General features: G+C 72.1%; 21 protein-coding genes. 7 read left to right on the forward strand and 14 right to left on the reverse strand.

Going from position 1 to position 26012, the window contains the following annotated elements; all coding sequences use genetic code 11:
* Window positions 1-142 precede the first annotated feature (142 nt).
* The gene (locus tag ACIBCM_RS01915) at window positions 143-799 is read right to left on the reverse strand and encodes a hypothetical protein (protein WP_399239068.1); all 657 of its coding nucleotides are present in this window, start codon (window positions 797-799) and stop codon (window positions 143-145) included.
* A 569-nt stretch (window positions 800-1368) separates the two neighbouring features.
* Window positions 1369-1731, reverse strand: coding sequence for an arsenate reductase family protein (locus ACIBCM_RS01920; RefSeq protein ID WP_399239070.1), 363 nt, complete (start codon window positions 1729-1731; stop codon window positions 1369-1371).
* Between the two features lie 247 nt (window positions 1732-1978).
* On the opposite strand from ACIBCM_RS01920, the gene ACIBCM_RS01925 reads away from it, so the two are divergent.
* Complete coding sequence (locus ACIBCM_RS01925; RefSeq protein ID WP_399239072.1) at window positions 1979-2269, forward strand: hypothetical protein; 291 nt, start codon at window positions 1979-1981, stop codon at window positions 2267-2269.
* A 260-nt stretch (window positions 2270-2529) separates the two neighbouring features.
* Window positions 2530-4146 (forward strand): glycoside hydrolase domain-containing protein, encoded by a 1617-nt coding sequence (locus tag ACIBCM_RS01930; protein WP_399239074.1) that lies wholly within the window; start codon window positions 2530-2532, stop codon window positions 4144-4146.
* A 478-nt stretch (window positions 4147-4624) separates the two neighbouring features.
* On the opposite strand, the gene hemC is transcribed toward ACIBCM_RS01930, so the two are convergent.
* Window positions 4625-5560: a hydroxymethylbilane synthase gene (hemC, locus tag ACIBCM_RS01935; protein WP_399239076.1), complete on the reverse strand. Its 936-nt coding sequence runs from the start codon at window positions 5558-5560 to the stop codon at window positions 4625-4627.
* A gap of 167 nt (window positions 5561-5727) precedes the next feature.
* On the opposite strand from hemC, the gene ACIBCM_RS01940 reads away from it, so the two are divergent.
* Window positions 5728-6864, forward strand: a complete 1137-nt coding sequence (locus ACIBCM_RS01940; RefSeq protein WP_399239078.1) for an amidohydrolase family protein — start codon at window positions 5728-5730, stop codon at window positions 6862-6864.
* A gap of 102 nt (window positions 6865-6966) precedes the next feature.
* On the opposite strand, the gene glnA is transcribed toward ACIBCM_RS01940, so the two are convergent.
* Window positions 6967-8376: a type I glutamate--ammonia ligase gene (gene glnA, locus ACIBCM_RS01945; protein ID WP_399239080.1), complete on the reverse strand. Its 1410-nt coding sequence runs from the start codon at window positions 8374-8376 to the stop codon at window positions 6967-6969.
* Window positions 8377-8596: 220 nt separating this feature from the next.
* Between glnA and ACIBCM_RS01950 the strand changes: the two genes are divergently transcribed.
* Entirely contained in the window at window positions 8597-9064 is a 468-nt protein-coding gene (locus ACIBCM_RS01950; protein WP_399239082.1) for an RDD family protein, read from the forward strand.
* Between the two features lie 412 nt (window positions 9065-9476).
* Here ACIBCM_RS01950 and ACIBCM_RS01955 read toward each other — a convergent pair whose 3' ends face one another.
* From ACIBCM_RS01955 to lipB, 4 genes are all read right to left on the reverse strand, one after another.
* Window positions 9477-10193 (reverse strand): DUF4191 domain-containing protein, encoded by a 717-nt coding sequence (locus ACIBCM_RS01955; protein ID WP_399239084.1) that lies wholly within the window; start codon window positions 10191-10193, stop codon window positions 9477-9479.
* Between the two features lie 10 nt (window positions 10194-10203).
* Complete coding sequence (locus ACIBCM_RS01960; RefSeq protein ID WP_389269699.1) at window positions 10204-10422, reverse strand: hypothetical protein; 219 nt, start codon at window positions 10420-10422, stop codon at window positions 10204-10206.
* 369 nt (window positions 10423-10791) lie between these two features.
* Window positions 10792-11745, reverse strand: coding sequence for a lipoyl synthase (gene lipA, locus ACIBCM_RS01965; RefSeq protein ID WP_399239086.1), 954 nt, complete (start codon window positions 11743-11745; stop codon window positions 10792-10794).
* A gap of 172 nt (window positions 11746-11917) precedes the next feature.
* Window positions 11918-12712, reverse strand: a complete 795-nt coding sequence (gene lipB, locus ACIBCM_RS01970) for a lipoyl(octanoyl) transferase LipB (protein ID WP_399239088.1) — start codon at window positions 12710-12712, stop codon at window positions 11918-11920.
* A gap of 372 nt (window positions 12713-13084) precedes the next feature.
* Between lipB and ACIBCM_RS01975 the strand changes: the two genes are divergently transcribed.
* On the forward strand, window positions 13085-14533 hold the full coding sequence (locus ACIBCM_RS01975) for a regulator (protein ID WP_399239090.1): 1449 nt from the start codon (window positions 13085-13087) through the stop codon (window positions 14531-14533).
* Between the two features lie 640 nt (window positions 14534-15173).
* On the opposite strand, the gene ACIBCM_RS01980 is transcribed toward ACIBCM_RS01975, so the two are convergent.
* Together ACIBCM_RS01980 and ACIBCM_RS01985 are read right to left on the reverse strand one after the other, a co-directional pair.
* On the reverse strand, window positions 15174-16526 hold the full coding sequence (locus ACIBCM_RS01980) for an NAD(P)/FAD-dependent oxidoreductase (RefSeq protein ID WP_399239092.1): 1353 nt from the start codon (window positions 16524-16526) through the stop codon (window positions 15174-15176).
* 665 nt (window positions 16527-17191) lie between these two features.
* Window positions 17192-18094, reverse strand: coding sequence for a TIGR01777 family oxidoreductase (locus tag ACIBCM_RS01985; RefSeq protein WP_399239094.1), 903 nt, complete (start codon window positions 18092-18094; stop codon window positions 17192-17194).
* Window positions 18095-18138: 44 nt separating this feature from the next.
* Here ACIBCM_RS01985 and ACIBCM_RS01990 point away from each other — a divergent pair, with 44 nt between their 5' ends.
* On the forward strand, window positions 18139-18651 hold the full coding sequence (locus ACIBCM_RS01990) for a GNAT family N-acetyltransferase (RefSeq protein ID WP_399239096.1): 513 nt from the start codon (window positions 18139-18141) through the stop codon (window positions 18649-18651).
* A gap of 252 nt (window positions 18652-18903) precedes the next feature.
* Here ACIBCM_RS01990 and ACIBCM_RS01995 read toward each other — a convergent pair whose 3' ends face one another.
* Entirely contained in the window at window positions 18904-19425 is a 522-nt protein-coding gene (locus ACIBCM_RS01995; protein WP_399239807.1) for a DUF4240 domain-containing protein, read from the reverse strand.
* Between the two features lie 132 nt (window positions 19426-19557).
* Here ACIBCM_RS01995 and ACIBCM_RS02000 point away from each other — a divergent pair, with 132 nt between their 5' ends.
* A complete protein-coding gene (locus ACIBCM_RS02000; protein WP_399239098.1) occupies window positions 19558-20475 on the forward strand; it encodes an SDR family oxidoreductase in 918 nt (305 codons plus the stop codon).
* Window positions 20476-20650: 175 nt separating this feature from the next.
* Here ACIBCM_RS02000 and ACIBCM_RS02005 read toward each other — a convergent pair whose 3' ends face one another.
* The 3 genes from ACIBCM_RS02005 to aceE all read right to left on the reverse strand — a co-directional run bounded on the left by ACIBCM_RS02005 (window position 20651) and on the right by aceE (window position 25446).
* Window positions 20651-21619, reverse strand: coding sequence for a helix-turn-helix transcriptional regulator (locus tag ACIBCM_RS02005; RefSeq protein ID WP_399239100.1), 969 nt, complete (start codon window positions 21617-21619; stop codon window positions 20651-20653).
* Between the two features lie 33 nt (window positions 21620-21652).
* Window positions 21653-22471: a MerR family transcriptional regulator gene (locus tag ACIBCM_RS02010; RefSeq protein WP_399239102.1), complete on the reverse strand. Its 819-nt coding sequence runs from the start codon at window positions 22469-22471 to the stop codon at window positions 21653-21655.
* A gap of 305 nt (window positions 22472-22776) precedes the next feature.
* Window positions 22777-25446, reverse strand: coding sequence for a pyruvate dehydrogenase (acetyl-transferring), homodimeric type (gene aceE / locus ACIBCM_RS02015; protein ID WP_399239104.1), 2670 nt, complete (start codon window positions 25444-25446; stop codon window positions 22777-22779).
* Between the last annotated feature and the right edge of the window lie 566 nt (window positions 25447-26012).

Consider the following 26012-nt stretch of genomic DNA (forward strand, 5'->3'; position numbering starts at 1 on the left):
GAGAGCAGCCCCCGATCTGCGTTGACCTGCGGCCTTCCGCCCGGCACGGGCCTTGCCGGTGCCCGTACCGGGCGGAGTACGCCAGGGGTGCCGGGAGCCCTCGCGATTCCTGGCATACGGCCCTCCCGGCGGACCAGGGGGCTCAGCCCACCCGCTCGATCCGGGCCTTGCGGATGAGGAACTTGCCGGGCTCCCGTACCTGCTCGAACGCCGCGTTGTTCAACAGGGCGCAACTGCCGGAGACCGAGGCGACCTTCACGGTCGTCGACTTGTTGTTGTCGAGGTTCGTCACCTTGAGGGTGGTACCGATCGGGAACTGGTTGCTGGAGGCGGCCGGGGCGCCGCCCTCGCCGGACAGCGTCACCGTGGAGCCGGCGCAGACGACCTGTCCGACGGCTCCGCCGTCATTGCCGCCACCGCCCTGACCGCCGTTGCCGCCGTCCTGGGAGGGGGGTGCGGCGGTCGGGGGCTGCTGCGCGGGGGGCTGCTGCCGCGGCGGCTGGGCCGCCTGACCGCCACCTCCGCCGCCCACCGGGCAACCGGAAGCGGCCTGCTTCCGCCTGATCTCCTCGATGACGGCCTGGCGGTTGGCGATCCGGGCCTCGGACTGCGCGTCGGGATTGGCGCGCTGACCGGCGATGAAGCGCTCGTTGTTCCGGAGCGCGGTGTCCAGCCCGTCGCAGACGACCGATGCCTGGCCGGTGCCGGTCATGGCGAAGGCCGCGCCGCCGGCCGCGAGGGCGGTGACGACGAGCAGGGCGATCTTCTTCTTTCCGCTGAGGGTTTTCTTGCGCGACACGTGGGACTCCCGTCGGGTCGGTTCCGTGTGCCGTTACGTACGAGTAGCTTCGGGCTTCGTCTCACCCTCCTCACCCGTGACTTCCTTAACTTTCCTTAAGGTCGAACAGGGGTGGAGAGGGGTCCGCGGGGCATTCCGCTTGTGATCACTGCGGGGGAGGAGCGCGCCTGTGATCGCGGAGATGGCCGAGCCTGCCCGCAGACGGCCGCGGGTCCCGGGCCCGGTCCGCGGCGCGTTGCGGGACTCCGGGCGGGCCCGGGCGGCCCGGTCGGCTCGGGCGGAACGCCGGGCCGGGCCGGCTCGGACGGAACCCCGGACCCGGCAGGGCTCGTGGGCAGCGGCCGTACGCGGTCTGATGGAACAGGCCCACAGGATCCAGCCCATGGAATCCGGCTCCACCTGAGCGGAGGAAGCGCGGCCGGGCCGGTGGAACCCCCGGCGGCGTTGCCGACGAGCGCCCGGAGCGGTCGCGGAGGCCGCCGGTGATCCCGGCCCTGCCGGAGCAGTTCGCTCCGTACGGCTCTACCCGGCGCCGGCCCTGCACGGGGCCCGCGTCGGAGCCGGGGGATTCACGTCCGGCCGAGGGCGTCCCGTACCGCGTCCTCCGTGCGCGCCACGACGGCCGTCCCGTCGTCCGCGGTGATGATGGGCCGCTGGATCAGCCGGGGATGGCTCGCGAGTGCCTCGATCCACCGCTCGCGCGACGCCTCGTCACGGTCCCACTCCGCCAGCCCCAGCTCCTTCGCGGCGGCCTCCTGGGTCCGGGTGACGTCCCAGGGTTCCAGTGCGAGCCGGGCCAGTACGTCCTTGATCTCGTCCGCGCTCGGCACATCCTCCAGATAGCGCCGCACGGTGTAGGCGGCGCCCTCCTCGTCGAGCAGTTCGAGGGCTCCGCGGCACTTGGAACACGCCGGATTGATCCAGATCTCCATGGCCGCCACCGTACCGCCGGGGGCGCGCCCCCGGCGGTCCCGCCCGTTCTCCCGCGCGCTGTGCCCGGGCGGCGCGAGTGGGCCCTTTCCATGCCCCCGCCGTGCCCCTCCCATGCTTCCGGCGTGCCCTCGAATGCCCCTTGCGCGCCCGCCTCAAATGCCGTCTGGCCAGCGGCGATTGTCAGTGGTGGGCAGTAGACTGAACAGTAGTTCGGGATGGTCCCGCCACCGCGCCTGGAGGTTGCCGATGGCCGTATCCAGACTCATGAGGAAGCCCGCGAAGCCCGGGCACACGACCCAGTACGCACCGTTGAGGAAGAAGCCGCTGCCGGCCGGGCAGCCGCGTGAGTGGTATGTGACGCACAACCGCCGGCTGAAGGCGATGCGGCTGGCGATCGCCCTGCTCGACTCGGGTGTGTACCACCCGGCGACGGCGGACAATGTGAGGATTCGCGCGACGGCGGACCAGATCGGTGTGCACCCGCCTTCGGACACGACCTGCCGGATGGTCAGGGCCCTGATCCGGTACGGCCGCTGAGGTGAGGCCCCGGCCCGCCGTCCGTTCCCGGATGGCGGGTCGTCGCCAATACCCGTTCGGGCGGGGTCGGCCGGGCGCGGGCGGGGGCATGCTGGAACCACTGGGTACGACCACCTTGGGGGACAGTCATGTGGCACCCGCATCGCGCCTTACGAAGAGTCATCCGAGCGCTCCTCGACCCGCGTCCGAGCGGCGACCGCGCGGCCGCCCGCCCGCCGTTGCGCGAGCGTCACGGCGGCGGTGACCGGCGGCCTCGCCCCGTGCACCGCACCCATGACGGGCACCGGGCAGCCCGGGTACCCCGCGATCTCCGGGCGCACGACGGCCACCGGGGCGGTGAGGGCCGCCCGGCGACGCGTCCCGAGCCTCGCGCCGACTCGCGCCAACACGGCACCGGCCGGCCGGACCCGGCCCTCCCGCCGCGCGGCCCCGGGCAGCGCACTCCGCGTGAGCACGGTGCTTCCCGCCCCGCGTCGCGCACCGTTGTCCGTACGGCCGCCGTTCTCCGTACGGCCGCCGCGTTCCGTCCGGCATCCCGTCCGCCCCGACCGCCTCGTCCGCGCCGTCTCGCCGCCGGGCTGGCCGTCGCCTCGACGGCGGGGCTCCTGGGCGCCGCCGCCGTGCTCGCCCTGGCCCCCTCGGCCGCCGCCGAGCCGGCCACGCCCGTCGCCTACCCCACCGGCGCGACCGCGACGCGGTACAGCGGCCTCGCCTTCGACACCTGTACGGCTCCGCCGCTCACCGCGATCCGCGCCTGGTCGGCCTCCCCGTACCGCGCGGTGGGGGTGTACTTCGGAGGAGTCAACCGCACCTGCGCCCAGCCTCAGCTGACCCCGTCCTGGGTGGCGTCCGTCAGCGCGCTGAAGTGGCGGCTGCTGCCGATCTACAAAGGGCTGCAACCACCCTGCGGCGCCCGGCCCACCGACGCGAAGATCAGCCTCGTCCCGGCGGCGGCCCGGTCCCAGGGCACCGCGGCGGCCACAGACGCCATAGCCAGGGCCGGAGCGCTCGGTATGCGGCCCGGCAGCGCGTTCTACAACGACATCGAGCACTATGCGCAGACCGACGCGCCCTGCCGGGTCGCCGTGCTGTCGTACATCTCCTCCTGGACGAAGGAGTTGCACCGCCGCGGCTATGTGTCGGGTGTGTACATGAACCTCAATCTCGGGGCCAAGCAGCTCTCCGACGTCTTCACCTCCACCGCCTACGCCCGCCCCGACGCGCTGTGGACAGCCCGGTACGACGGAGTGGACTCCCTGCGCGGCTGGGCCGGGATACCCGACTCCCGGTGGGCGGTCCACCAGCGCGCCAAGCAGTTCAGGGGCACCCACAGCGAGACCTACGGCGGAGTCACGATCAGCATCGACACCAACCGTCTCGACGCACCGGTGGCGACCGTCGCCCACCCCTACACGGCGACGAGCACGACCCCGCTCAACGCCCGCACCGGCCCCTCGACGGCCTACCCCGTCGCCAGGGCCTACGCCCCGGGGGCGGCGCTCACGGTGGTCTGCCAGACACCCGGCCCGAAGGTCGGCACCACCGCCGTATGGGACAAGCTCGCCGACGGCACCTATGTCAGCGACCGCTATGTGAGCACCCCGTCCAAAACGACCTACAGCGCCCCGCTCCCGCGCTGCGTCTACCCCTACCAGACCACCGCGACCCTCACCGAGCGCAGCGGCCCCGGCGCCGCGTACGCGGCCCGGGGCACCTCGCCCAACGGCGCCCTCGCGTGGGTGTACTGCCAGCGCGCGGGATCGAGGGTCGGTACCACGAACGTCTGGAGCAGGCTCGACACCGGCCGCTATGTGACCGACTACTACGTGGCCAACCCCAGCAACACCACCTACAGCAAACCGGTCCCGCGCTGCTGACGCTTCGCCACCGGGCGGGTCCCGCCTGATCCGGGCGGGCACCCCGGACAGGTCCCGCGCATCCCGGGAGGGCACCCCGGGCGGGTTGTCACACCCGGATAGGCGATTCCCCGGCACGGTCCACCCGATCGGACGGGCCCGGCTCCGCGGCCCGTATCGGCTGCGGAGCCGCCCCGCGAGGGAGGGACGGGCGTGTCCGGTGGACACCCCGGGTGGGCTCGCGCGCCGAGGCCCCCGGGCAGGCCCGGCCGCAGAGGCCGCAGACGTGCCCGGAGTCCGGGCCTCACGTACGCCCGCGGCGCCGCCTCCGGGGCCGGGCACCGGCCTCGGGGTCTTCACGGAGGGCACCCGCCGGCCGGCGCCCCGGCACATCACCGGCTGCCGTGGCCGCCGTCTGTTCCCGGGCCCAGCCACGCTCCGGACACGGCCACCCCGGCTCTCCGGCGGCGCCGGCGGGCTCAGTCGGTACTGGCCGGGCTCAGTGCGCGATGCTGTCGATCAGTTCCCGCGCGCCCTGCCGCAGCAGGGCCACCGCCACCGACGTTCCCAGCGTCGCCGGGTCGAGCGGCCCCGCCCACTCATGGGCGTTCAGTACCGTCTTGCCGTCCGGGGTGAACACCTTGGCCCGGAGCGACAGATCCCCGCCGCGTTCGGAGCGCGCGTACCCGGCGATCGGTGAGTTGCAGTGCCCCTGGAGGACATGCAGGAACATCCGCTCCGCCGTCGCCTCCCTATGGGCCGCCGGGTCACCGAGCGCGCTGACCACATCGATCGTCGCGGTGTCGTCCTCACGGCACTGGAGGGCCAGGATCCCCGCCCCGATCGGCGGACACATGGTCTCCTCGGAGAGCACCTCGCTGATCACCTCGGGGCGCTCGATCCGCTCCAGCCCGGACACCGCGAGCAGCAGCGCGTCCGCCTCCCCGGCCGCCAGTTTCTCCAGCCGCCGGTTGGCGTTGCCCCGCATCGGCACACACTCCAACTGAGGGTGCGACGCGGCCAGCTGGGCGATCCTGCGCACCGAAGAGGTCCCGATCCGGGTGCCCGCCGCCAGTTCGTCCAGCCGCAGCCCTCCGGGATGCACCAGTGCGTCCCGGATATCGTCCCGCCGGAGAAACGCGGCGAAGGTCGTCCCCACCGGAAGCGGCCGGTCCGCCGGTACGTCCTTCACACAGTGCACCGCCAGATCCGCCTCCCCGGCGAGCAGTGCCGCGTCCACCTCCTTGGTGAACGCGCCCTTCCCGCCCAGCATCGCCAGATCCCCCATCCAGCGGTCCCCGGAGGTGGTGACCGGCACGACCTCGGTACGGATCCCCGGCTGGATCGCCGCCAACTCGGCCCGGACACGTTCCACTTGGGCGAGGGCCATGGGCGAGGAGCGGGTGACGATACGGATCAGCTCAGGCACGGACATGCCGAACACCTTAGAGCGTCGGCCTCCATGGTCATTTCACCCGGGGGACGGATCCGGCTCGCGCATCCGGTGGACTCGGCTGCCCGGCCCGCGTGTGCTGACGTCGTCCCAGGTCCGCCCGCCACAGAGTGAAGCCCCACACGCACAAGCGAACCCGGGGAACCGCCATGCCACACGCCAGCCGGAGGTTCGGCCGTCGCCATATGCTGCTGCTGGGCGGCGGGGCGACGGCCTCCGTGGCCGCCGCCGAACTGACCGGAGCGTTCGCGGTCGACGCGGGCGAAGCCCCCGGCCCTCCCGAGGAAGCACACTCCGGCGGGGACGGACGCAGGGCGAGAATCGACGTCCACCACCATTTCACCGCACCCTCCTGGGTCACCTGGGCCGAGAAGAAGGGCCTCGTCACCCGGGAGCGACTGCCCTGGTGGACCAAGTGGGACCTCACCTCCACCCTCGAGCTGATGGACGACGCGGGCATCGCCACCAGCGTGGTCAGCCCGGCCATGCCGGTCCGCGGCTTCCGGGACTCCGCACAGCTGCGGGACAGCGTGAACGTCGTCTTCGACGCCGTCGAGGAACTGAAGACCGCCCACCCCGGCCGCTTCGCCTTTTTCGCCCCGGTCTTCCCCGACGATCTGAAGACCTCCCGCTGGTCGCTCGCCCGGGGGCTCGACACCTTCGGCGCGGTCGGCGTCCAGACCAAGGCGTGCAGCGACGGGGTCTATCTGGGCGACCGTTCCCACGACGCGCTGCTCGCCGAACTCAACGAGCGCTCCGCGGTGATCAGCACCCACCCCCTCGAACTCCCCGGTACGGACCCGTCCCGCCCGGCCGTCCCCGGCATTCCGAGCTTCCTGTGCGACTTCCCCCTCGACACCACCCGCGCGGCCGTCAATCTGATCCTCAACGGCACCCTGGACCGCTACCCCGACCTCTCCTTCATCCTGCCGCACGGCGGCGGCTTCCTCCCCTATATCGCCACCCGGGTGGAGCGCTTCGCCGGCTTCCTCACCCCACCCGTCGAACCCGCCCGGGTACGGGACTATCTGCACCGCTTCTACTACGACACGGCGGGCCCCCTCGCTCCCTCCTCCACCCCCACCCTGCTGTCCGTGACCAACCCTTCCCGCATCCTGTTCGGCAGCGACTGGCCCGCCACCCCCGCCAAGACCATCACCGAGCAGGCGTCCCCGGCCCTCGACACCGACCCCGCCCTCACCCCCCGCCACCGCCGTGCCATCAACCGCGACAACGCCCTGCGCCTCCTGCCGTCCCTCCGCGGCACATCGTCCCCCCGCCCCTGACGCCGAACCCCGCACCGCAAACACCCCGGCCCCCGCCACCCCGAAGAAGGGGCGGCAGGGGCCGGGGAGGACACCGAGCGGGCCGGGACGCGACCGGGTGCTCTAGATGTCGAAGTACAGCTCGAACTCGTGCGGGTGCGGGCGGAGCTGGATCGGGGCGATCTCGTTGGTGCGCTTGTAGTCGATCCACGTCTCGATCAGGTCGGCCGTGAAGACGCCGCCCGCCTGGAGGTACTCGTTGTCCGCCTCCAGGGCGTCGAGGACCGCGGGGAGGGAGGTCGGGACCTGGGGGACGCCCGCGTGCTCCTCGGGCGCCAGCTCGTAGAGGTCCTTGTCGATCGGCTCGGCCGGCTCGATCTTGTTCTTGACGCCGTCGATGCCCGCGAGGAGGAGGGCCGAGAAGGCCAGATACGGGTTGGAGGACGGGTCGGGGGCGCGGAACTCGACGCGCTTGGCCTTCGGGTTGGACCCCGTGATCGGGATACGCATCGCCGCGGAGCGGTTGCGCTGCGAGTAGACCAGGTTGACCGGGGCCTCGAAGCCGGGGACCAGACGGTGGTAGGAGTTCACCGTCGGGTTGGTGAACGCGAGCAGCGAGGGGGCGTGCTTGAGGATGCCGCCGATGTAGTAGCGGGCGGTGTCCGACAGGCCGGCGTAACCCTGCTCGTCGTAGAACAGCGGGACGCCGCCCTGCCACAGCGACTGGTGGACGTGCATGCCCGACCCGTTGTCGCCGAAGATCGGCTTCGGCATGAAGGTCGCGGTCTTGCCGTTGCGCCAGGCGACGTTCTTCACGATGTACTTGAAGAGCATCAGATCGTCGGCCGCGGCCAGCAGGGTGTTGAACTTGTAGTTGATCTCCGCCTGGCCCGCCGTGCCCACCTCGTGGTGCTGGCGCTCGACCTGGAGGCCCGCCCTGTCCAGCTCCAGGGAGATCTCGGCACGCAGGTCGGCGAAGTGGTCGACCGGCGGGGCCGGGAAGTAGCCGCCCTTGTAGCGGACCTTGTACCCGCGGTTGTCCTCGACCGCGCCGGTGTTCCAGGCGCCGGCCTCGGAGTCGATGTGGTAGAAGCCCTCGTTGGCGGAGGTGTTGAACCGTACGGAGTCGAAGACGTAGAACTCCGCCTCCGGACCGAAGTAGGCGGTGTCCGCGATACCGGTCGAGGCGAGGTAGGTCTCCGCCTTCTTCGCGATGTTGCGCGGGTCACGGCTGTACTGCTCGCCCGTGATCGGGTCGTGGATGAAGAAGTTGATGTTGACGGTCTTGTCCCGGCGGAAGGGGTCCACCCGCGCCGTCGACAGATCCGCGCGCAGCGCCATGTCGGACTCGTGGATGGCCTGGAAACCGCGGATCGACGAGCCGTCGAAGGCCAGCTCCTCAGCCGGGTCGAACACCGCGGCGGGGATCGTGAAGTGCTGCATCACGCCTGGCAGGTCGCAGAACCGGACGTCGACGAACTTCACGTCCTCGTCGGCGATGAACTTCTTCGCTTCGTCGGCGTTCTGGAACATCCAACTCCTCCTACTCCCGTCCCGGGAAGGGCGGGGTTGCAGCTCGTCCGTGAGGCCAGTGCGGTGGCACACGCAGGACCCGACGATAGGCAGATGGGATTTCTCCAGGATGACCCAATTGTTTCACCCAAGTTAACCGGAGCGCGCGGGGACGTCGCGTGGGTCACGCCCGGCGGACCCGGCCGGGGGCGGTTCGCCGGGTGCCCAGTACCGTGGACGGGTGGACAACAGGCAAGTAATCGGATCGTGGCTCTCCGGCCCCCGCGCGGCGGCCGAGGAGATGGGCGCCGACTTCGGGTACCGGGGCAAGCGGCTCGGTCTGCCCGAGGAGGGGTCCGGCTCCATCGCACCCCTCGGACGCCGCTTCGGAGCCCTCTTCGTCGACTGGGGCCTCTGCCTCCTGATCGCCTCCGCGTTCTTCGCGAACGGCGACCGGCAGGCCGCCGGGAACTGGGCGCTCGCCGTGTTCTTCGTGATGAGTCTGCTCACCGTCGGTACCCTCGGCTTCACTCCCGGCAAGCGGATCTTCCGGCTCCGCGTCATTTCCGTGAACGGCGGCCGACTGGGCGCCGGCCGGGTCGCGCTGCGCGGTGTGCTGCTCTGCCTGGGGATCCCGGCCCTCATCTGGGACCGGGACGGCCGGGGACTGCACGACCGCTTCGCCCGAGCCGTTCAGGTGCGGATCTGAACCGGACGCGGATCCGGCCGGTCCGGCCGTAGGTCCGGAACGGGCGCTGACACCGCTGCTCCCTGCGCCGTGAGCGCCTGCCCTGACGGCGCCGTGCGGACGGGCCCCGCGGATGTGTGGCCGGGCGCGGACCGGCCACACACACGACAGCGAGGGATGGCCGCGGTGAGCTGCGACCTGTGGAGAGGCGGGCTGACGCGAGGCGCCCGAGGTCGACGGACCGGCGCATCCTTCCGCGCGCGGCGTGCGCATGCCCTTGGGCATGGGGCCCTTCGGCGGCGGCATAGTGCTCATGAGGCGGCCCAGGGGATGCAGGGTGATCCGTGCGGAGAGGCGGCTGAGCGAGTCAGGGTGGAAGCGCGAGGGGCGCCCGGGTCGGACCCGGGCGCCCCTTCGCGTATCGCCGACGGCGTCAGCGCATCTTTCCGCCGCGTGGCATGCGCATGCCCTTGGGCATGGGGCCCTTCGGCAGCGGCATATTGCTCATGAGGTCACCCAGGGCGCGCAGCCGGTCGTTGGTGGCGGTGACCTGGGGGCCGCTGAGCACCCGGGGCAGCTTCAGCATGGTCGTACGGACCTTCTTCAGCGGCACCTGCCCCTCGTCCGTACCCACCACGATGTCGTGCACGGGCACATCCACCACGATGCGCGCCATCTTCTTCTTCTCGGCTGCCAGCAGCGTCTTCAGCCGGTTGGGGTTGCCCTCGGCGACCAGGACGATGCCGGCCCGGCCGACGGCACGGTGTACGACGTCCTGGTTGCGGTTCATCGCGATCGCGGGGGTCGTCGTCCAGCCCCGGCCCACGTTCTGGAGCACGGCGGCCGCGGCACCCGGCTGGCCTTCCATCTGACCGAACGCCGCCCGCTCCGCACGGCGTCCGAAGATGATCGCCATCGCGAGGAACGCGAGCAGGAAGCCCAGGATCCCGAGATAGACGGGGTAGCCGATCAGAAAACCGATCCCGAGGAAGACACCGAAGGTGACGATTCCCACGGCCGCGATGACCAGCCCGACCTTGGGGTCGGCCTTCCGGGTCATCTTGTAGGTCAGGGCGATCTGCTTGAGTCGCCCGGGGTTCGCAGCAGCGTCGGTGCTGGCAGCGCTGTCTGTGTTTGCCTTCCTCGCCATAACCCGAAGTTTACGTGGCCCGGGAAGCGCGGTCCGCCACGGCCTCCAGTACATACTGCGCCTCGACGCGGTCCTTGGCCCGGCGGCGGTCCTCCAGGACGGCCGTCCACGCGTTCCGGCGGGCGGTGCGCTGTCCGCCGCGCAGGAGAAGCGACTCCATGGCGCGCAGGGCGTCGGTCATCGACGGGATGGCGGTTGCGCGTACGGGGCGTACTGGCGCGGCCTGCATGGGTGGGGCCCCCTTCGGGGAGTGGTGAGGCAGGAGTGCGGGTGCGGTGCTCGCTCTGTTCGTCCGGTCCGAGCCCGTTCGCCTCGTCCGTGACGGGCCCGGCGGGAAGCTGCCGGGCGTCGTGGTACGCGTCGGGACGGGGCGGGTGCGGTGCTGAGAACCAGAGTTACTGATTGGTGTTACCAGTGCGTGACTGAGCGGTCAAACACCGATGAAACCTTTGCGCGCCGCCCGGAAAAGCCGACGCGGCCCCTACGCCTCCCCGACCTGCGGAGAGCGTACGGGCCGCGCCCGATCCGGAATTACCCGACAGTAGTCACTTGTGCCTGAATTCACAGGTTGAGTTCAGGGGCTGAGGGGCCGCGGCCGTCAGACGGCGGAGCGGTCCCGCTTCTCCATCGCCTGGCCGTACAGGCGCCCGGCCCGGTACGACGACCGCACCAGCGGGCCCGACATCACTCCGGAGTAGCCGATCTGCTCGGCCTCCTCCTTCAGCTCCACGAACTCCTGCGGCTTCACCCAGCGCTCCACCGGGTGGTGGCGCACCGAGGGGCGCAGATACTGCGTGATCGTGATCAGCTCGCAGCCCGCCTCGTGCAGATCGCGCAGAGTCTCGCTGACCTCGGCGCGCTCCTCGCCCATGCCGAGGATGAGATTCGACTTGGTGATCAGTCCGGCCTCGCGGGCGCGAGTGATGACGTCGAGGGAGCGCTCGTAACGGAAACCGGGGCGGATCCGCTTGAAGATCCTCGGCACGGTCTCGACATTGTGGGCGAAGACCTCGGGGCGGGATGCGAAGACCTCCGCCAGCAGCTCGGGTACGGCGTTGAAGTCGGGTGCCAGCAGCTCGACCTTGGTGCGGCCGCCCGGTCGGCCGGCGGTCTGCTCGTGGATCTGGCGCACGGTCTCCGCGTACAGCCAGGCGCCGCCGTCCTCCAGGTCGTCGCGGGCGACGCCGGTGATCGTCGCGTAGTTCAGGTCCATCGTGACGACCGACTCGCCGACCCGGCGGGGCTCGTCACGGTCCAGCGCCTGCGGCTTGCCCGTGTCGATCTGGCAGAAGTCACAGCGGCGCGTGCACTGGTCGCCGCCGATGAGGAACGTGGCCTCGCGGTCCTCCCAGCACTCGTAGATGTTCGGACAGCCCGCCTCCTGGCACACCGTGTGCAGTCCCTCGCTCTTGACGAGCTTCTGCATCTGGGTGTACTCGGGGCCCATTTTCGCCCGGGTCTTGATCCACTCGGGCTTGCGCTCGATGGGGGTCTGGCTGTTCCGGACCTCCAGGCGCAGCATCTTGCGTCCGTCGGGTGCGACAGCGGACACGTGGCGCCCCTTTCTGCTATCGCGGCATTCGATTCTGCGGCGCACACCAGGGTACGCCCGTCGTTCATACGGCCCAGAGTCCATACGGCCCTGAGTCAAGCCAACCCGCGGACCCGGGGGCGCATTCCCGCGAAGGGGCGTACGCCCGCGGCGGAAGCGCCCGCTCCGGCGGTCACCGGGCCGCCTCGATCGTCCTCGGGCGCAGGTCCGCGTTCTCCACGACGTCCCTCAGATGCCTCTCCACCACGGGGAGGACCTCGGCGATCGTGATGTCACGGCCCAGCTCGTCCGCCAGCGACGCCACGCCAGCGTCCCGGATCCCGCACGGCACGATCCGGTCGTACCAGGTGTTGTCCGGGTTCACATTGAGCGCGAAGCCATGCATGGAGACGCCCTTGGCGATACGGATGCCGATCGCGGCCAGCTTGCGGTCCTCACGGCGCTGGCCGGCGTTGGAGGGGGCGTACTCGGGGCCGTGGAGCCGGGGATCGAACTCGTCGTCCCGCAGCCGGGGGTCGAAGTCCAGCGACAGGCCCCCGATCGCGGGGCGGGCCTCCACCGGGTCGCCCAGCACCCACACACCGCTGCGGCCCTCGACCCGGCTGGTCTCCACACCGAACTCCGCGCAGGTACGGATCAGGGCGTCCTCAAGCCGGCGTACATGCGCGACGACGTCCACCGGGCGGGGCAGTTTCAGGATCGGGTAGCCCACCAGCTGGCCGGGTCCGTGCCAGGTGATCTTGCCGCCGCGGTCGACGTCGATGACGGGGGTGCCGTCCAGCGGGCGTTCGCTGTCCTCGGTGCGCCGCCCGGCCGTGTACACCGGCGGGTGCTCCAGCAGCAGACAGGTGTCCGGGATCTCGTCCGCGAACCGTGCGGCGTGGATCTCGCGCTGCCTCTGCCACGCCTCCTGGTACTCGACGGCTTCCTCGCCGAAGCCCAGTCGGACGAACCGCAGCTCACTCACGGCACTGCCTCCCTCGAACCTCACCCTGCGTGTACCGGGAACCCCGTGGGGACCGGGAACCCCCGCCTCGCGCGTACGAACGAGACGTACGGAGGGACCCGGTCCGCGCTTGCGGAGGGACCCGGTCCGCGTGTCACGGCGTCCGCCGATCCTCGGTGCGCGCGACCGCCGTTCCCGCCGGCCGCACCCAGCCACTGTACGGCGGGGCCCTGCGGTCCCGGCCGGAGGTGTGCCCCGTCAGCGGGGGCACCGGTCCTCACACGATCTGGTGAATCTGGGCGGAAGGGGCCGGTCCGGTGGGTAGGGGCCGCTAAATTCGCGCCGTTCCATGAGGGCTGCGACCGGCCCGGAAGGCAGGAGACCGCACAGCTGATGACGGAACGACCTCCGCAGCGCACCCCCAACCGCCAGCTCGCCGCACTCATCGCGGAGGCCGGATTCTCCAATGCGGGGCTCGCCCGCAGAGTGGACCAGCTCGGACTCGAACACGGGCTGGACCTGCGCTACGACAAGACGTCCGTGACCCGCTGGCTGCGCGGCCAGCAGCCGCGCGGGACCACCCCCGCGCTGATCGCCGAGGTGTTCACCAGACGGCTCGGGCGGCGGCTCTCCGCGCAGGACCTGGGTCTCGACGCGTGCGCGCCCGTGTACGCGGGACTGGAGTTCGCGGCCACGCCCGAGGAGGCCGTCGACATCGTCGGGGGCCTGTGGCGCAAGGACTCCGGCAGCCACGCGGAACTGCGGAAGATCGCCTTCACCCCGGCGGGGCTCGTCGTACCGAGCCGCGACTGGCTGATCGGGCGCGCCGACGAACGGGTGGCCCGGGGGGACGCGGGGGCCGTGCGGGTCCCCGTGCAGGGCGGGCTGAGCGTGCCCCGCCAGCGCACCGCCGACCGGAGCACGGACCGCGGCCCCGGACAGCGGGTGTCCAGCGGCGACATCGCGGCGCTGCGGTCGGTGGGCGAGCTGTTCCGGGCCCTCGACAACGCGTACGGGGGCGGGCACGCGCGCCAGGCCCTGGTCCGCTATCTCGAACACGAGGCCGAGCCCATGCTCCGCGGGACCTATGGGGAGGTGACCGGCCGAAGGCTCTTCGGGGCGATCGCCGATCTGACCCGGCTGGCCGGCTGGACCTCGTACGACATCGCGGCCCATGGGCTCGCCCAGCGCTACTTCGTCCAGGCGCTCAGGCTGGCCCAGGCGGCGGGGGACCGGGCGTACGGGTCCTATGTGCTGGTCACCATGAGCCGTCAGGCGGTCTACCTCGGCCACGGGCGTGAGGCGGTGCAGCTCACCCGGGTCGCCCAGCAGGGGCTCGGACCGTCCGCGCCGCCCGTGGTGCAGGCCCTGCTGCACGCGGTGGAGGCGCGGGGGCACGGGGTACTCGGGGAGGTGCGCGCCTGTACGGCCTCCCTCGTGCGCGCCGAACGGGCCCTGGAGGCGGCCCGGCCGGGGGACGAGGTGCCGCACTGGGCGCGGTTCTTCGACGAGGCGCAGCTGGCAGACGAGTTCGGGCACTGCTACCGGGATCTCCAGCAGTACCGGCCCGCCGTCCAGCACGCCGAACGCTCGCTCCAGCTGCGGCCGCACGGGCTCGCGCGCAGCCGGCTCTTCTGCCGGGTGGTGCTCGCGTCCGCGCGGCTCGGTCTCGGGGAGCTGGAACAGGCGTGCGCGCTGGGGGCGGAGGCGGCGCTCCAGGCGTCGGAGATGCGGTCGGCGCGGGCGGTGGAGTACGTCCGCGACTTCGAGCGACGCCTGGAGCCGTACCGGGACGCGGCGGCGGTGCGGGGGTATCGGGAGCGGGTGGCGGCGCTGGGGTGAGGCGGGGGGCGTGCCCGTTCGCCGGGGCTCGGCCCCGGGCCCCCGCGCCTCAAACGCCGGCGGGGCTGGTGATGGGTTTCTGCCCGATCCCGGGTGGCCGGTTGCCGGTGGGTTCCGGTTTCCGGGGCTCCGCCCCGGGCCCGGCGCCTCAATCGCCGGCGGGGCTTGAAATGCGGCCTCCGGCGCCGGGGGTGGTACGGGGCTGGTGATGGGTTTCTGCCGGGCCCCGGGCGGCTGGTTGTGGGTGGTGGGGGTTTCTGCCGGATCCTGGGCGGCTGGTTGTGGGTGGTGGGGGTTTCTGCCGGATCCTGGGCGGCTGGTTGTGGGTGGGGCGGGAGTGGGGGGCGCCCCAGGGGGCCTGTGTGTTGGTTGTGGGTGGGTTCCGGTTCGTGGGGCTCCGCCCCGGGCCCCTGCGCCTCAAACGCCGGCGGGGCTTGAAGTACGGCCCCAGGTGGCACGGGCGTGTGAGGCGGGCCCGGGGCGGATTCTGTGTGGGTGGTCGTCGGGGCGCCTGCACGTGCGGGACGCAGGTGTCGGGCGGGATGGGGGTACGGCCTCCGGTCTCGGCGCGGCCACAAGGGTAATGGTCTCGGCAGGGCTGAAGGTGAGCCTCCGGCACCTTCCGGGGCAGTCGGTGGGGTCAGGCCGCCGAAGGGAGGGGGCGGGGGGCCGGGGGGTGGAGGGACAGGTCCGTGAGGATCGCGTCCGCCGCGCGGCGGCCGGAGAAGAGGGCTCCCTGGACGGTGCTCGTATCGCGGTGGTCGCCGCATACATAGAGGCCCGCCAGGACGCGTACGGGCCGTCGAAGGTCGTGCGGCGGAGGCATCGCGGGGACGGCGTCGGGGGTGTGGTGGACCGCCAGCAGCTCCCAGTCGTCCGTGGCCACCCCGTACAGCCGCGAGAGATGCGCCCGGACCGTCCGGTCCAGATACGGCGGCGGCGTACCCAGCACCGTCGAGGAGACGAGCACCCGCCCCTGCGGCGCCCTCGACGGGTCGACCTCGCTCATCACCGCGGTGTGGGCGACCGGACCGCCCCCGTCCGCGTCCAGTACCAGCGCCGCGCCCGTCGGCGGGGCCACCGGCGCGGTGTGGTGCAGCACCGTCACCGAGTGGAACTCCGGCACCCGCAGCCCCGGCAGCAGCAGCGCGGCCTCCCGGGCGCCCGTCGCCAGGACGAGCGCGCGGCAGGAGAGTTCGCCGTACTCCGCCGTACTGACCCTGCTGATCGACGCGTCCTTGACCCGTACGCCCGTGAGGACCGTGCCCGGTGGCAGTGACGCGGCCAGCCGCTCCGGCAGCGACGCCGAGCCGCCCTCCGGTACGCACATCCGGCCCCGCGCGAAACCCCGCAGCGCGAGATCGGCGCACCGGCTCGACGTCGTCAGCTCCGGATCGCAGAGCAGCGCCGACAGCAGCGGGCGCAGAAAGCCGCTCACGGTGCGGACCGGGAGGCCACGGGCGGTCAGCGCGGCCTCGACGGAGCGTTCCGGACGGGACGTCAGACGCTCCAGCGGCATCACCCCGAGCCGGGCCAGCGACGCGCCGAGCCGGGCCTCGTCCAGGGGGCGCGGCGCGTTCGCAAGGGCGCGGGCCACGGTGAATGCGCCCCCCACGCTCCGCCGGGCATTCGGGGTGCTCCAGCGCGCGCTCCCCTGTTCCCCCGTACGGCAGACGGTCTCGCCGGTCCGCTGGAGCCGCCCGCCGCTGTGGACGAGGACGCCCGGTGAGAAGGGCCGCAGGGGCATCGTCCGCAGCCCGCCGAGACGGCGCAGTTCGGGGTACGAGGTGTTGAGCAGCCGTCCTACTCGGTCGAGCCGGAAGCCGTCGACGTCCTCGGTGGCCATCCGGCCCCCGGGCCGTGGCGCCGCCTCCAGCACACTGACACTGACGCCTGCGCTGGTCAGACGGTGGGCGGCGGCGAGACCGGCGACACCGGCCCCGACGATGACGACATCCGCGTGGTCCGCACTGTGAGCGGTGCTGATGAGCACGTGCCCCTCCCCGAGGTCGGCGCGGCTGTTGGAGGTCTCGCCCCCAACAGGCCCATGCAATACCGGAGTCCGGGTCGAGGGTAGGGAGGGCCGGGCGCGCTGCGGTGAGCGCATGGGGTGGGGCATCGTTGCGCGGGGGGCGCATGGCCTGCGGAAACATGGGCGTGGTCGTATGCACTGGCCCGCGCCGGATCCCCCCGGGGCTGCCCTCGCGCGCAGGGCCGTAGCCGGTCGCCCCCGCCCCGCCGGGACTCTCGGCGGCCGGGGCTGTCGGCGGCCGGGGCTGTCGGCGGCCGGGCTCCCGGGTGCCGGCGGACCCTCCCGGACGCCGAGCGGACGCCGAGCGGTGCAGGCTACGCCGCCGTGCGCCCCAGGGGCCCCGACGCCGGGCGCGTCAGGCATGCGTGTGCCGGACGACGGAGGCCAGGCGGAACGGCGGGAGGGTGACGACACGGCTCGGCGGCCCGGGCACCTTGCGTTCCGACGCCGGGCGCAGCGAGGCACGCGCGTGCAGGCGTCCGGGGCGGGCGGAAGGCGCCGACACCGCTCGGCGGCCCGGGCACCCCGCGTCACGGCCCGCGCGCCACAGGGCACCGACGCCAGGCATCTCGCGCCACGACGCCGTACGACGCCGGGCGGTGCCGGGTGGCCGCGTCGGTACGGGGCTACTTCGTGGGGGTCGTCAGCGCCGCCCTGATCGTTGACTCGATGTCCGGGAACGCGAAGGAGAAGCCCGACTCCAGAAGCCGGGCGGGGACCGCGCGTTGACTGGCGAGGACATCGGACGCCATGTCACCGAGGACGAGCCGGAGGGCGGCCCCGGGGACGGCGAAGAGGGCCGGGCGGTTCAGGACGCGGGACATGGCCGCGGTGATCTCGCGGTTGGTGAGGGGCTCGGGGGCCGTGCAGTTGACCGGGCCCGAGAGGGAGTCCGTGTCCAGGATGTGGCGCAGGGCCGCGACCTCGTCATGGAGGGAGATGAAGCTCCAGTACTGGCGGCCGTCTCCCAGCCGGCCGCCCAGACCCGCCTTGAAGAGGGGGAACATCCGGGCCCACGCACCGCCCTCGCGCGCCACGACCAGGCCCGTACGGGCGAACGCCGTCCGGATGCCCGCCTTCTGCGCGGGGGCGGCGGCCGCCTCCCACTCGACGCAGACCCGTGGCAGGAAACCGTCGCCGGACGGGGCGCTCTCGTCCACCGCGCGGTCGCCGGTGTCGCCGTAGTACCCGATGGCGCTCCCGCACAGGAGCACCCTCGGCGGGCTCTCCAGGGAGGCGGCGGCCTCGGCGATCGTGGCGGTGCCGAGGACACGGCTGTCGCGGATCTCCTTGCGGTACGCCTCGGTCCAGCGGCGGTCGGCGACCCCCGCGCCCGCGAGGTTCACGACACCTTCGCAGCCGACGAGTCCCGCCGTGTCCACATACTGCCGGCGGGGGTCCCACTCCACCTCGTCCCCGGCGCGCGCGGGACGCCGTACCAGGCGCACCACCTCGTGCCCGTCCGCGCGCAGGGAGTGGACGAGTGCCGTACCGATGAGTCCGGACGAGCCGGTGACCGCGATGCGCATGGTGCCATCCTGCCCCCGAGTACCCGCGTGACACTGTTGTTCTCATGGCTGAATCGCCCACATCACCCGAGTCGCACATACGCCCCGCGCGCGCCTCCGACGCCGAGGCCCTCGGCGGGCTCGACCGGGACACCTGGTCGACGCTGCACGCCGTGGCGCCGAGACCGATGCCTCCGTACGACCCCTTCTTCGACTCCAACCACCGCCCCGAGGACTTCTTCGTCGCCGAGGACGCAGGGGGGACGGTCATCGGCTACATCCGGCTCGTACCGCCGACACCGCTCGCCTGTAACCAGCATGTACGCCAGATTCAGGGGCTCGTCGTCGCGCCGGGCGCACGCGGGCTCGGGATCGGGCGGGCGCTGCTGAGGCGCGCGTTCGACGAGTCCCGGCGGCAGGGCGCGGTCCGCATCACGCTGCGGGTGCTCGGGCACAACACCCCGGCGCGTGCGCTGTACGCGTCGGAGGGGTTCGCCGTCGAGGGCGTGCTGCCGGAGGAGTTCTGGCTCGACGGCCGATATGTCGACGATGTGCTGATGGGGCGAAGCCTGCGCTGAAGGCTCGGTGCGCCGGAGCGGGCCCCGCATCGGTCGCCGGGGCCGGTCCATTGCCCGGTCCGGTGTCGTTCCGGTGTCGGTCCGGTCCGTGGCGGGGGTCGGTCCGCCGCCGGTCCGTTGCCTCGGGCGGTTGTTCCGCCGGGGCGCACCCTCCCGTGCCCGCCGGTTCGCGCGAGACGCCTTGCGCCCGGGCATACGTACCCGGCAACCCGGCAAGGGCGGGGAGGCGGCCCCGGCCGGGCAAAGGGCCCGTCAGCCGCGGCCGAAGCGGTCCCACAGACGGGGGAAGCGGGCCGCCAGCGCTGCGTTGTCGTCGAAGTCGAACGGCGTGCCCACCGGTTCCGCCGTCTGCGGTGAGATTCCCAGATCCGGCGCGACCACGCCCGTGAGCTGCTCGTACGCCTCGTCCGCCGCGTAGCCCAGCTCCTCACCGTCCCCGTCGACGTCCTCGTCGAACTCGTCCAGCAGATCGGCGAGGGACTCCGGGTCGTGCAGCGCGCCCTCGAAGATCTCCCGGCCCTGGCCGATGAGCCAGCAGCGGAAGTAGTCGAACGCGTCGTCGCTGGCACCGTCGAGCAGCACGGCCGCCGCGCCCCACAGATCCCAGGTGTAAGCACGGTTGTAGCGCGCCTCGAAATGGCGGGCGAAGTCCAGCACGGAGTCGGGGTCGAGCCGGAGCAGCCGTTCGACCAGCAGATCGGCGTGCTCCTCCGGGTCGCCCTCGGCGGCCTCGCGGGTGCTGTCGACGATCTCCCAGAACTCCGTCTCGTCCATCACGGGTACAGCATCGTGCTTGGCCGGGGGCCGCGCACGCGGAGCGACCGGATTACCGGCCGTTTCACGACGCCGTGAAACGGTGCGAATGGCAGACAGGGGATGTCGGGTTTCCGTGCGACGGTCGTTGGCATGACGACACAAGCAGCACTGTCAGGGAAGGTCGCCCTGGTCGCGGGGGCCACCCGGGGCGCCGGCCGCGCCATCGCCGTACAGCTCGGGGCCGCGGGCGCGACCGTCTACGCGACCGGCAGAACCACCCGTGCGCGGGTCAGCGAGATGGGCCGGGCGACGGAGACCATCGAGGAGACGGCCGAACTCGTCGACGCGGCCGGGGGAAGGGGCATCGCCGTGCCGACCGACCATCTGGAGGTCGAGCGGGTACGGGACCTGGTCGCCGCGATCGACCGCGACCACGGGCGTCTCGACATCCTCGTCAACGACGTCTGGGGCGGGAACCCGCTGCTGGACTTCGACACCAGGATGTGGGACGTCGATCTGGACCGCGGGCTGCGCATGCTGGACCTCGGCGTGAAAAGCCACATCATCACCAGCAGCGTCGCGCTTCCCCTGCTGGTGAGGGAGCCGGGCGGCCTGGTCGTCGAAGTCACCGACGGCACCGCCAGGACCAACAGGGGGTTCCGCGAGAACTTCTACTACGACCTCGCCAAGAACGGCCCGATCCGTATGGCGTACATCCTCGGCGAGGAGCTGAAGAGCGTCGGCGGCACGGCGGTCGCGGTCACACCGGGCTTTCTGCGCTCGGAGGAGATGCTCGACACCTTCGGCGTCACCGAGGAGAACTGGCGTGACGGCATCGCGAAGGAACGGCACTGGGCGCTCTCCGAGTCACCCCTCTATATCGGCCGGGGGGTCGCCGCCCTCGCCGCGGACCCCGGGCGGGACCGCTGGAACGGCCGGTCGCTCGACAGCGGACAGCTCGCGCGGGAGTACGGCCTGACGGACGCGGACGGCAGCCGGCCGGACGTATGGGGGTACATCCTGGCGGAGAAGGCGGGGGAGGAGCCCGTTCTCGACGACTTCCGGTAGCGGCCGACTCGATGACTTCTTGTAGGGGCCGGGGCGGAGGATGAGCCCGTTCCGGACGACCTGCGGTAGCGGCGGAGGCGGGGGAGGAGCCCGTTCTCGACGACTTGCGGTAGCGGCCGGGGCGGGGGAGGAGCCCGCTCCGGACGGCCTCCGGCAGCGGACCGTGCCCGGCTTCCTACCGGTACAGCCTCGCCGCCCGTTCCGCCGAGTCCGCGAACTGCTTCCGCAGCTCCGCCGGCTCCAGCACCTCCACGTCCGGGCCCAGGGCGAACAGCTGTGCGTACGCCACCTCAGGGGACTCGACCGGCAGGGTGAGGGTCACCCGGCCCTCCCCGTCGGGCGGGTCCGCCGCCGCGAGGGCCTCGCGGGCCGCCACCCGGTCCGTGAGATACGGCAGCCTCCGGGCGCCGTCCTCCGTCACCCTGATGACGACCTCCGCCCGCAGGAGGGACCGCGCGAACTGCCCCGCCCGCTCCTCCCAGAACGCCGGCAGATCGAAGTCCGGGTCCCGCTCGAAGAGATCGCCGTCCGTCTCGACGGACGAGAAGCGGTCGATCCGGTACACCCGGAACGTGCCCTCCACCCGGGCGCACAAGTACCAGACGCCCGCCTTCAGCACCAGCCCGTACGGCTCCAGCTCCCGCCGCACCTCCGCGTCCCGGCGGGAGCGGTAGGCCGCCCGTAGACACCGGTCGCCCCACACCGCCTCCGCGATCGCCGGAAGCAGATCCGGGGTCCTGGACTCGTGGTACCAGCCGGGGGCGTCGAGGTGGAAGCGCTGGGCCGCGCTCTGGGAGGCGTCGCTGACCGAGGGCAGCAGCGCCGCCGTCACCTTCAGCCGGGCAGCCGATGCCGCGTCCTCCAGCCCCATCTCCCGCAGGGCGACCGGGAGCCCGGAGAGGAACAGCGCCTCGGCCTCGCTGCGGCCGAGGCCCGTCAGCCGGGTGCGGTAGCCGCCGATGAGCCGGTAGCCGCCGCTGCGGCCCCGGTCGGCGTAGACGGGGACCCCGGCCTCCGACAGCGCCAGCGCGTCCCGGGTGATGGTCCGCTCGGAGACCTCCAGCTCACGGGCGAGCTCGGCCCCGGTCATGGACGGCCTCGTCTGGAGGAGGAGCACCATCTTGATCAGCCGGGCAGCACGCATGAACCCATGATGGCCGAGACGGAGCGGCGGAGGTCACACGAGCGGCTCCTGCAGTTCCGTCACCCACTTCTCCCGCTCCGCCGGGCACGCCAGCGTGACCTCGCGGGCGTATCCCGCCGAACGCAGGCCGCTCGTGTCGATCCAGTGGGCCAGGGTCTGCGCCGTGGGCACGACCGCGCTCATCGGGCCGCGGTGCACGATCGTCGCGGCCCGCTCGACGGCCGGCAGGTCCGTGATCCGTACGTCGAGACCCGGCCGGGGCGCTTGCGAGACCGTCACCGCCGCGTGCACCACGATCGAGCCGTCGCCCTGGGAGGCGTCCTCGTAGTAGGCGATACCGGGGCCGCTCGGGGTGATCCCGGCTGCCCCGAGCCGGCGGTACAGCTCCTGGTAGAGCGGTTCGACGACCGGGCCGATGTGCTCGGGGGCGAAGCTCTCGGCGGTGGCGGCCAGCTCGGCCACGCGTACGGCGGGGACACCCTTCACGATGACGTCGTCGGTCGGCATACGCCCCTCGCTCTCGATGGAGCGGAGCCTCGCCTCGACCTGGGCCAGCCCGGCGGCCGTCGCCGCCATCGCCTCCTCCAGCTCCGCTCGCCGCAGGACGAGCATGCCGCGCAGTTCCCCGGTGCTCACCGTGTCGTCGAGGATCCGCCGGATCTGCTGGAGGGTGAAGCCGAGGTCCTTGAGGGCGATGACCCGGTTGAGCGTGGCGAGCTGGGCCGCGGAGTAGCGGCGGTAGCCGGTGAACGGGTCGGTGTGGGCGGGCCGCAGCAGCCCGATGGCGTCGTAGTGGCGCAGCATACGGGCCGACACCCGGCCGTGCCGGGCGAACTCTCCGATGGTGAACATGGTTCCCCCAGTACGCGGCCGACCACGGGCTTTCGGTCAAGCATCGCCGACCGGACCGGCGGGCCGCACCCGGGGGCAGCCCGGCCGGGGCGCCGGAAACTCCCCGGAACCGAAACTCCCCGGAACCGAAACTCTCTGGAACCGGAGATTCCGGAGCGCCGGAAACCAGCTGGCACCTAGAACTTCCCGGGACCGGAAACTTCCCGGGACCGGAAACTTCCCGGGACCGGAAACTTCCCGGGACCGGAAAAGGGAATCACCCCCGGGCGGTGGTGCGAGCCGCCCAGGGGTGATCATCGGGAGCGTCAGAGCCCGTAGCGCTCCCGGGCCTCCTTCACCGCGGAGGCGGGCAGCTCGCCCCGTCGGGCGAGCTGTGCCAGTGCCGCCGCGGTGATGGACTGCGCGTCCACGCCGAAGTGCCGGCGGGCCGCCTGTCGTGTGTCCGACAGACCGAAGCCGTCGGTTCCCAGCGAGGTCCAGTCCTGCTCCACCCACTGGCTGATCTGGTCCGGAACCTGCCGCATCCAGTCGCTGACCGCGAGGACCGGTCCCGGCGCTCCGTCGAGCACCTGCCGGACGTACGGTGTGCGCTCCTCACCCCTGAGGAGTGCCTCGTCCGCCTCCAGCGCGTCCCGGCGCAGCTCGCCCCAGGAGGTCGCGGACCAGACGTCGGCCGTGACACCCCAGTCGGCCGCCAGCAGCTCCTGGGCCTCCAGCGCCCAGTGGATCGCCGTGCCCGAGGCGAGGAGCTGGAGCCGGGGGGAGTCCTGGTAGGGCGCGACACCCTCCCGGAAGCGGTACAGCCCCCGGACGATGCCCTCCTCGACGCCCTCCGGCATCGCGGGCTGCCGCTTGGGCTCGTTGTAGACCGTCAGGTAGTAGAAGACGTCCTCGGCCTCGGGGCCGTACATCCGCCGCAGACCGTCCTTGACGATGACCGCGATCTCGTACGCGAAGGCCGGGTCGTAGTTGAGCGACGCCGGGTTCGTGGACGCGATCAGATGCGAGTGGCCGTCCGCGTGCTGGAGCCCCTCGCCGGTCAGGGTGGTGCGGCCGGCGGTGGCGCCGACGATGAAGCCCTTGCCCAGCTGGTCGGCGAGCTGCCACATCTGGTCGCCCGTGCGCTGCCAGCCGAACATCGAGTAGAAGATGTAGAAGGGGATCATCGGCTCGCCGTGCGTCGCGTACGACGTGGACGCGGCGATGAAGTCCGCCATGGAGCCGGCCTCGGTGATCCCCTCGTTGAGGATCTGGCCGTCCGCGGCCTCCTTGTAGTACATCAGCTGGTCGCGGTCGACCGGGTCGTACGTCTGGCCCACCGGGGAGTAGATGCCGGCCGACGGGAACAGCGACTCCATACCGAACGTCCGGGCCTCGTCGGGGACGATCGGGACCCAGCGCCTGCCGGTCCCTTTGTCCCGCATCAGATCCTTGACCAGGCGTACGAACGCCATGGTCGTCGCCATCTCCTGCTGCCCCGAACCCTTTTCCAGCAGGGCGAAGGGCTTCTCGTCCGGGGCGGGAAGAGCGACCGCGTGCACTCGGCGGGCGGGGGCGGGACCACCGAGTGCAGCGCGGCGTTCATGGAGGTAGCGGACCTCGGGGGAGTCCGCTCCGGGGTGGCCGTACGGCACGGTGCCGTCGGCGAAGGCGCTGTCCGGAATCGGGAGTCCGAGCAGGTCGCGCATGCCCTTGAACTCGTCGATCGACAGCTTCTTCATCTGGTGGTTGGCGTTCTTGGACGCGAAGCCGGTGCCGAGGGTGTGGCCCTTCACCGTCTGGGCGAGGATCACGGTCGGCGCGCCCCTGTGGGCGAGGGCCGCCCGGTAGGCCGCGTACACCTTGCGGGACTCGTGGCCGCCGCGCGAGGTGGTGAAGCACTCCGCGATCTTCGCGTCCGGCAGCAGCCGCGCCATCTCGGCGAGCGCGGGCTCGGCGCCGAAGAAGTGCGCGCGGATGTACGCGACGTCGCGGGTGGCGTACGTCTGGAACTGCGCGTCCGGGACCTCGCGCAGACGGCGCAGCAGCGCGCCGGTCACATCCAGCCGGAACAGCTCGTCCCAGGCCGAGCCCCAGAGCGACTTGACGACATTCCAGCCCGCGCCGCGGAACTGGGCCTCCAGCTCCTGCACGATCTTGAAGTTGGCCCGGACCGGACCGTCGAGGCGCTGGAGGTTGCAGTTGACGACGAACGTCAGATTGTCCAGCCGCTCGCGGGCCGCGAGGGCGAGCGCCGCCGTCGACTCCGGCTCGTCCATCTCGCCGTCGCCGAGGAACGCCCAGACATGGGACTGGGAGGTGTCCTTGATGCCGCGGCCGTGGAGATAGCGGTTGAACCGGGCCTGGTAGATCGCGGACAGCGGGCCGAGGCCCATGGAGACCGTCGGGAACTCCCACAGCCAGGGCAGCCGGCGCGGATGCGGATACGACGGCAGGCCGTTGCCGCCGGCCTCCTGGCGGAAGTTGTCGAGGTGGGCCTCGGAGAGCCGGCCGTCGAGGAAGGCGCGGGCGTAGATGCCGGGGGAGGCGTGGCCCTGGATGTAGAGCTGGTCGCCGCTGCCCTCCCCCTCCTTGCCGCGGAAGAAGTGGTTGAAGCCGGTCTCGTAGAGCCAGGCGGCCGAGGCGAAGGTGGCGATGTGCCCGCCGACGCCGAGCCGGGAGCCGCGGGTCACCATGGCGGCGGCGTTCCAGCGGTTCCACGCGGTGATCCGGGCCTCCAGCTCCTCGTCGCCCTCGGGGGCGGGCTCGGCGGAGGTGGGGATGGTGTTGACGTAGTCCGTCTCCAGCAGCGTGGGTACGGGGACTCCGGCCGCCTCGGCGTGCTGGAGCGTGCGGCGCATGAGGTATGCGGCGCGGTGCGGGCCGGCGTGCCGGGCGACGGCGTCGAGAGAAGCCGCCCACTCGGCGGTCTCCTCGGCGTCGCGATCCGGGAGCTGGTCCAGCTCGCTCGGAAGCTTGCCTACGGGGTCGGTCATGGTCGCCGCCTTCCGGACTGGGAGGGGGGTGGAGACAGTGCCTTGTCTGGCAGGACAGGGCCGGTGGGTTTGTTGCCCGGCTCCGACTCTAAGCCTGTGATCGATGATCGATCAAAGTGCTAGGAGGTAAAACTTCTCCGGAAGGCGAAATTGGCATTCCGTGCCGCGAGAAAGGGCACGGAGTGTCGCAAGGGGCTTGTGGGTGGGGTGTGGCGGTTCACTGCGCTGGTGAGAGGCGTTCCGGCTGATCTCTCAAGCGCCGGAAGGGGCTGCGGATTGCCCGGGAGTGCGCCGGTTGTGTCATGGGGCGGGTGGGATGGGTGGGGCGGGTGTGAATCGGGCGTCCCTCCGGGGGCGAGCTCTCCGGGGGCGGGCTCCCTCGCCGGCCGGGCTTCTTCGTCGGCCGGGCAGGGGGAGGCCGGACCCTTCGCCAACCGGGCGACGCTCCGGGGGCCGGGTGTTCGCGAGCCTTGGCCGCGGCCCGGGCTTCCGGCCCGAATCGGTGCCCGGCGGGGCGTCGCCGGTCCGTCCGCGGGTGCCGGTTCCGCGGGCCCGGCACCCCGAGC

The sequence above is a fragment of the Streptomyces sp. NPDC051018 genome (assembly GCF_044456085.1).
GTDB lineage: Bacteria > Actinomycetota > Actinomycetes > Streptomycetales > Streptomycetaceae > Streptomyces.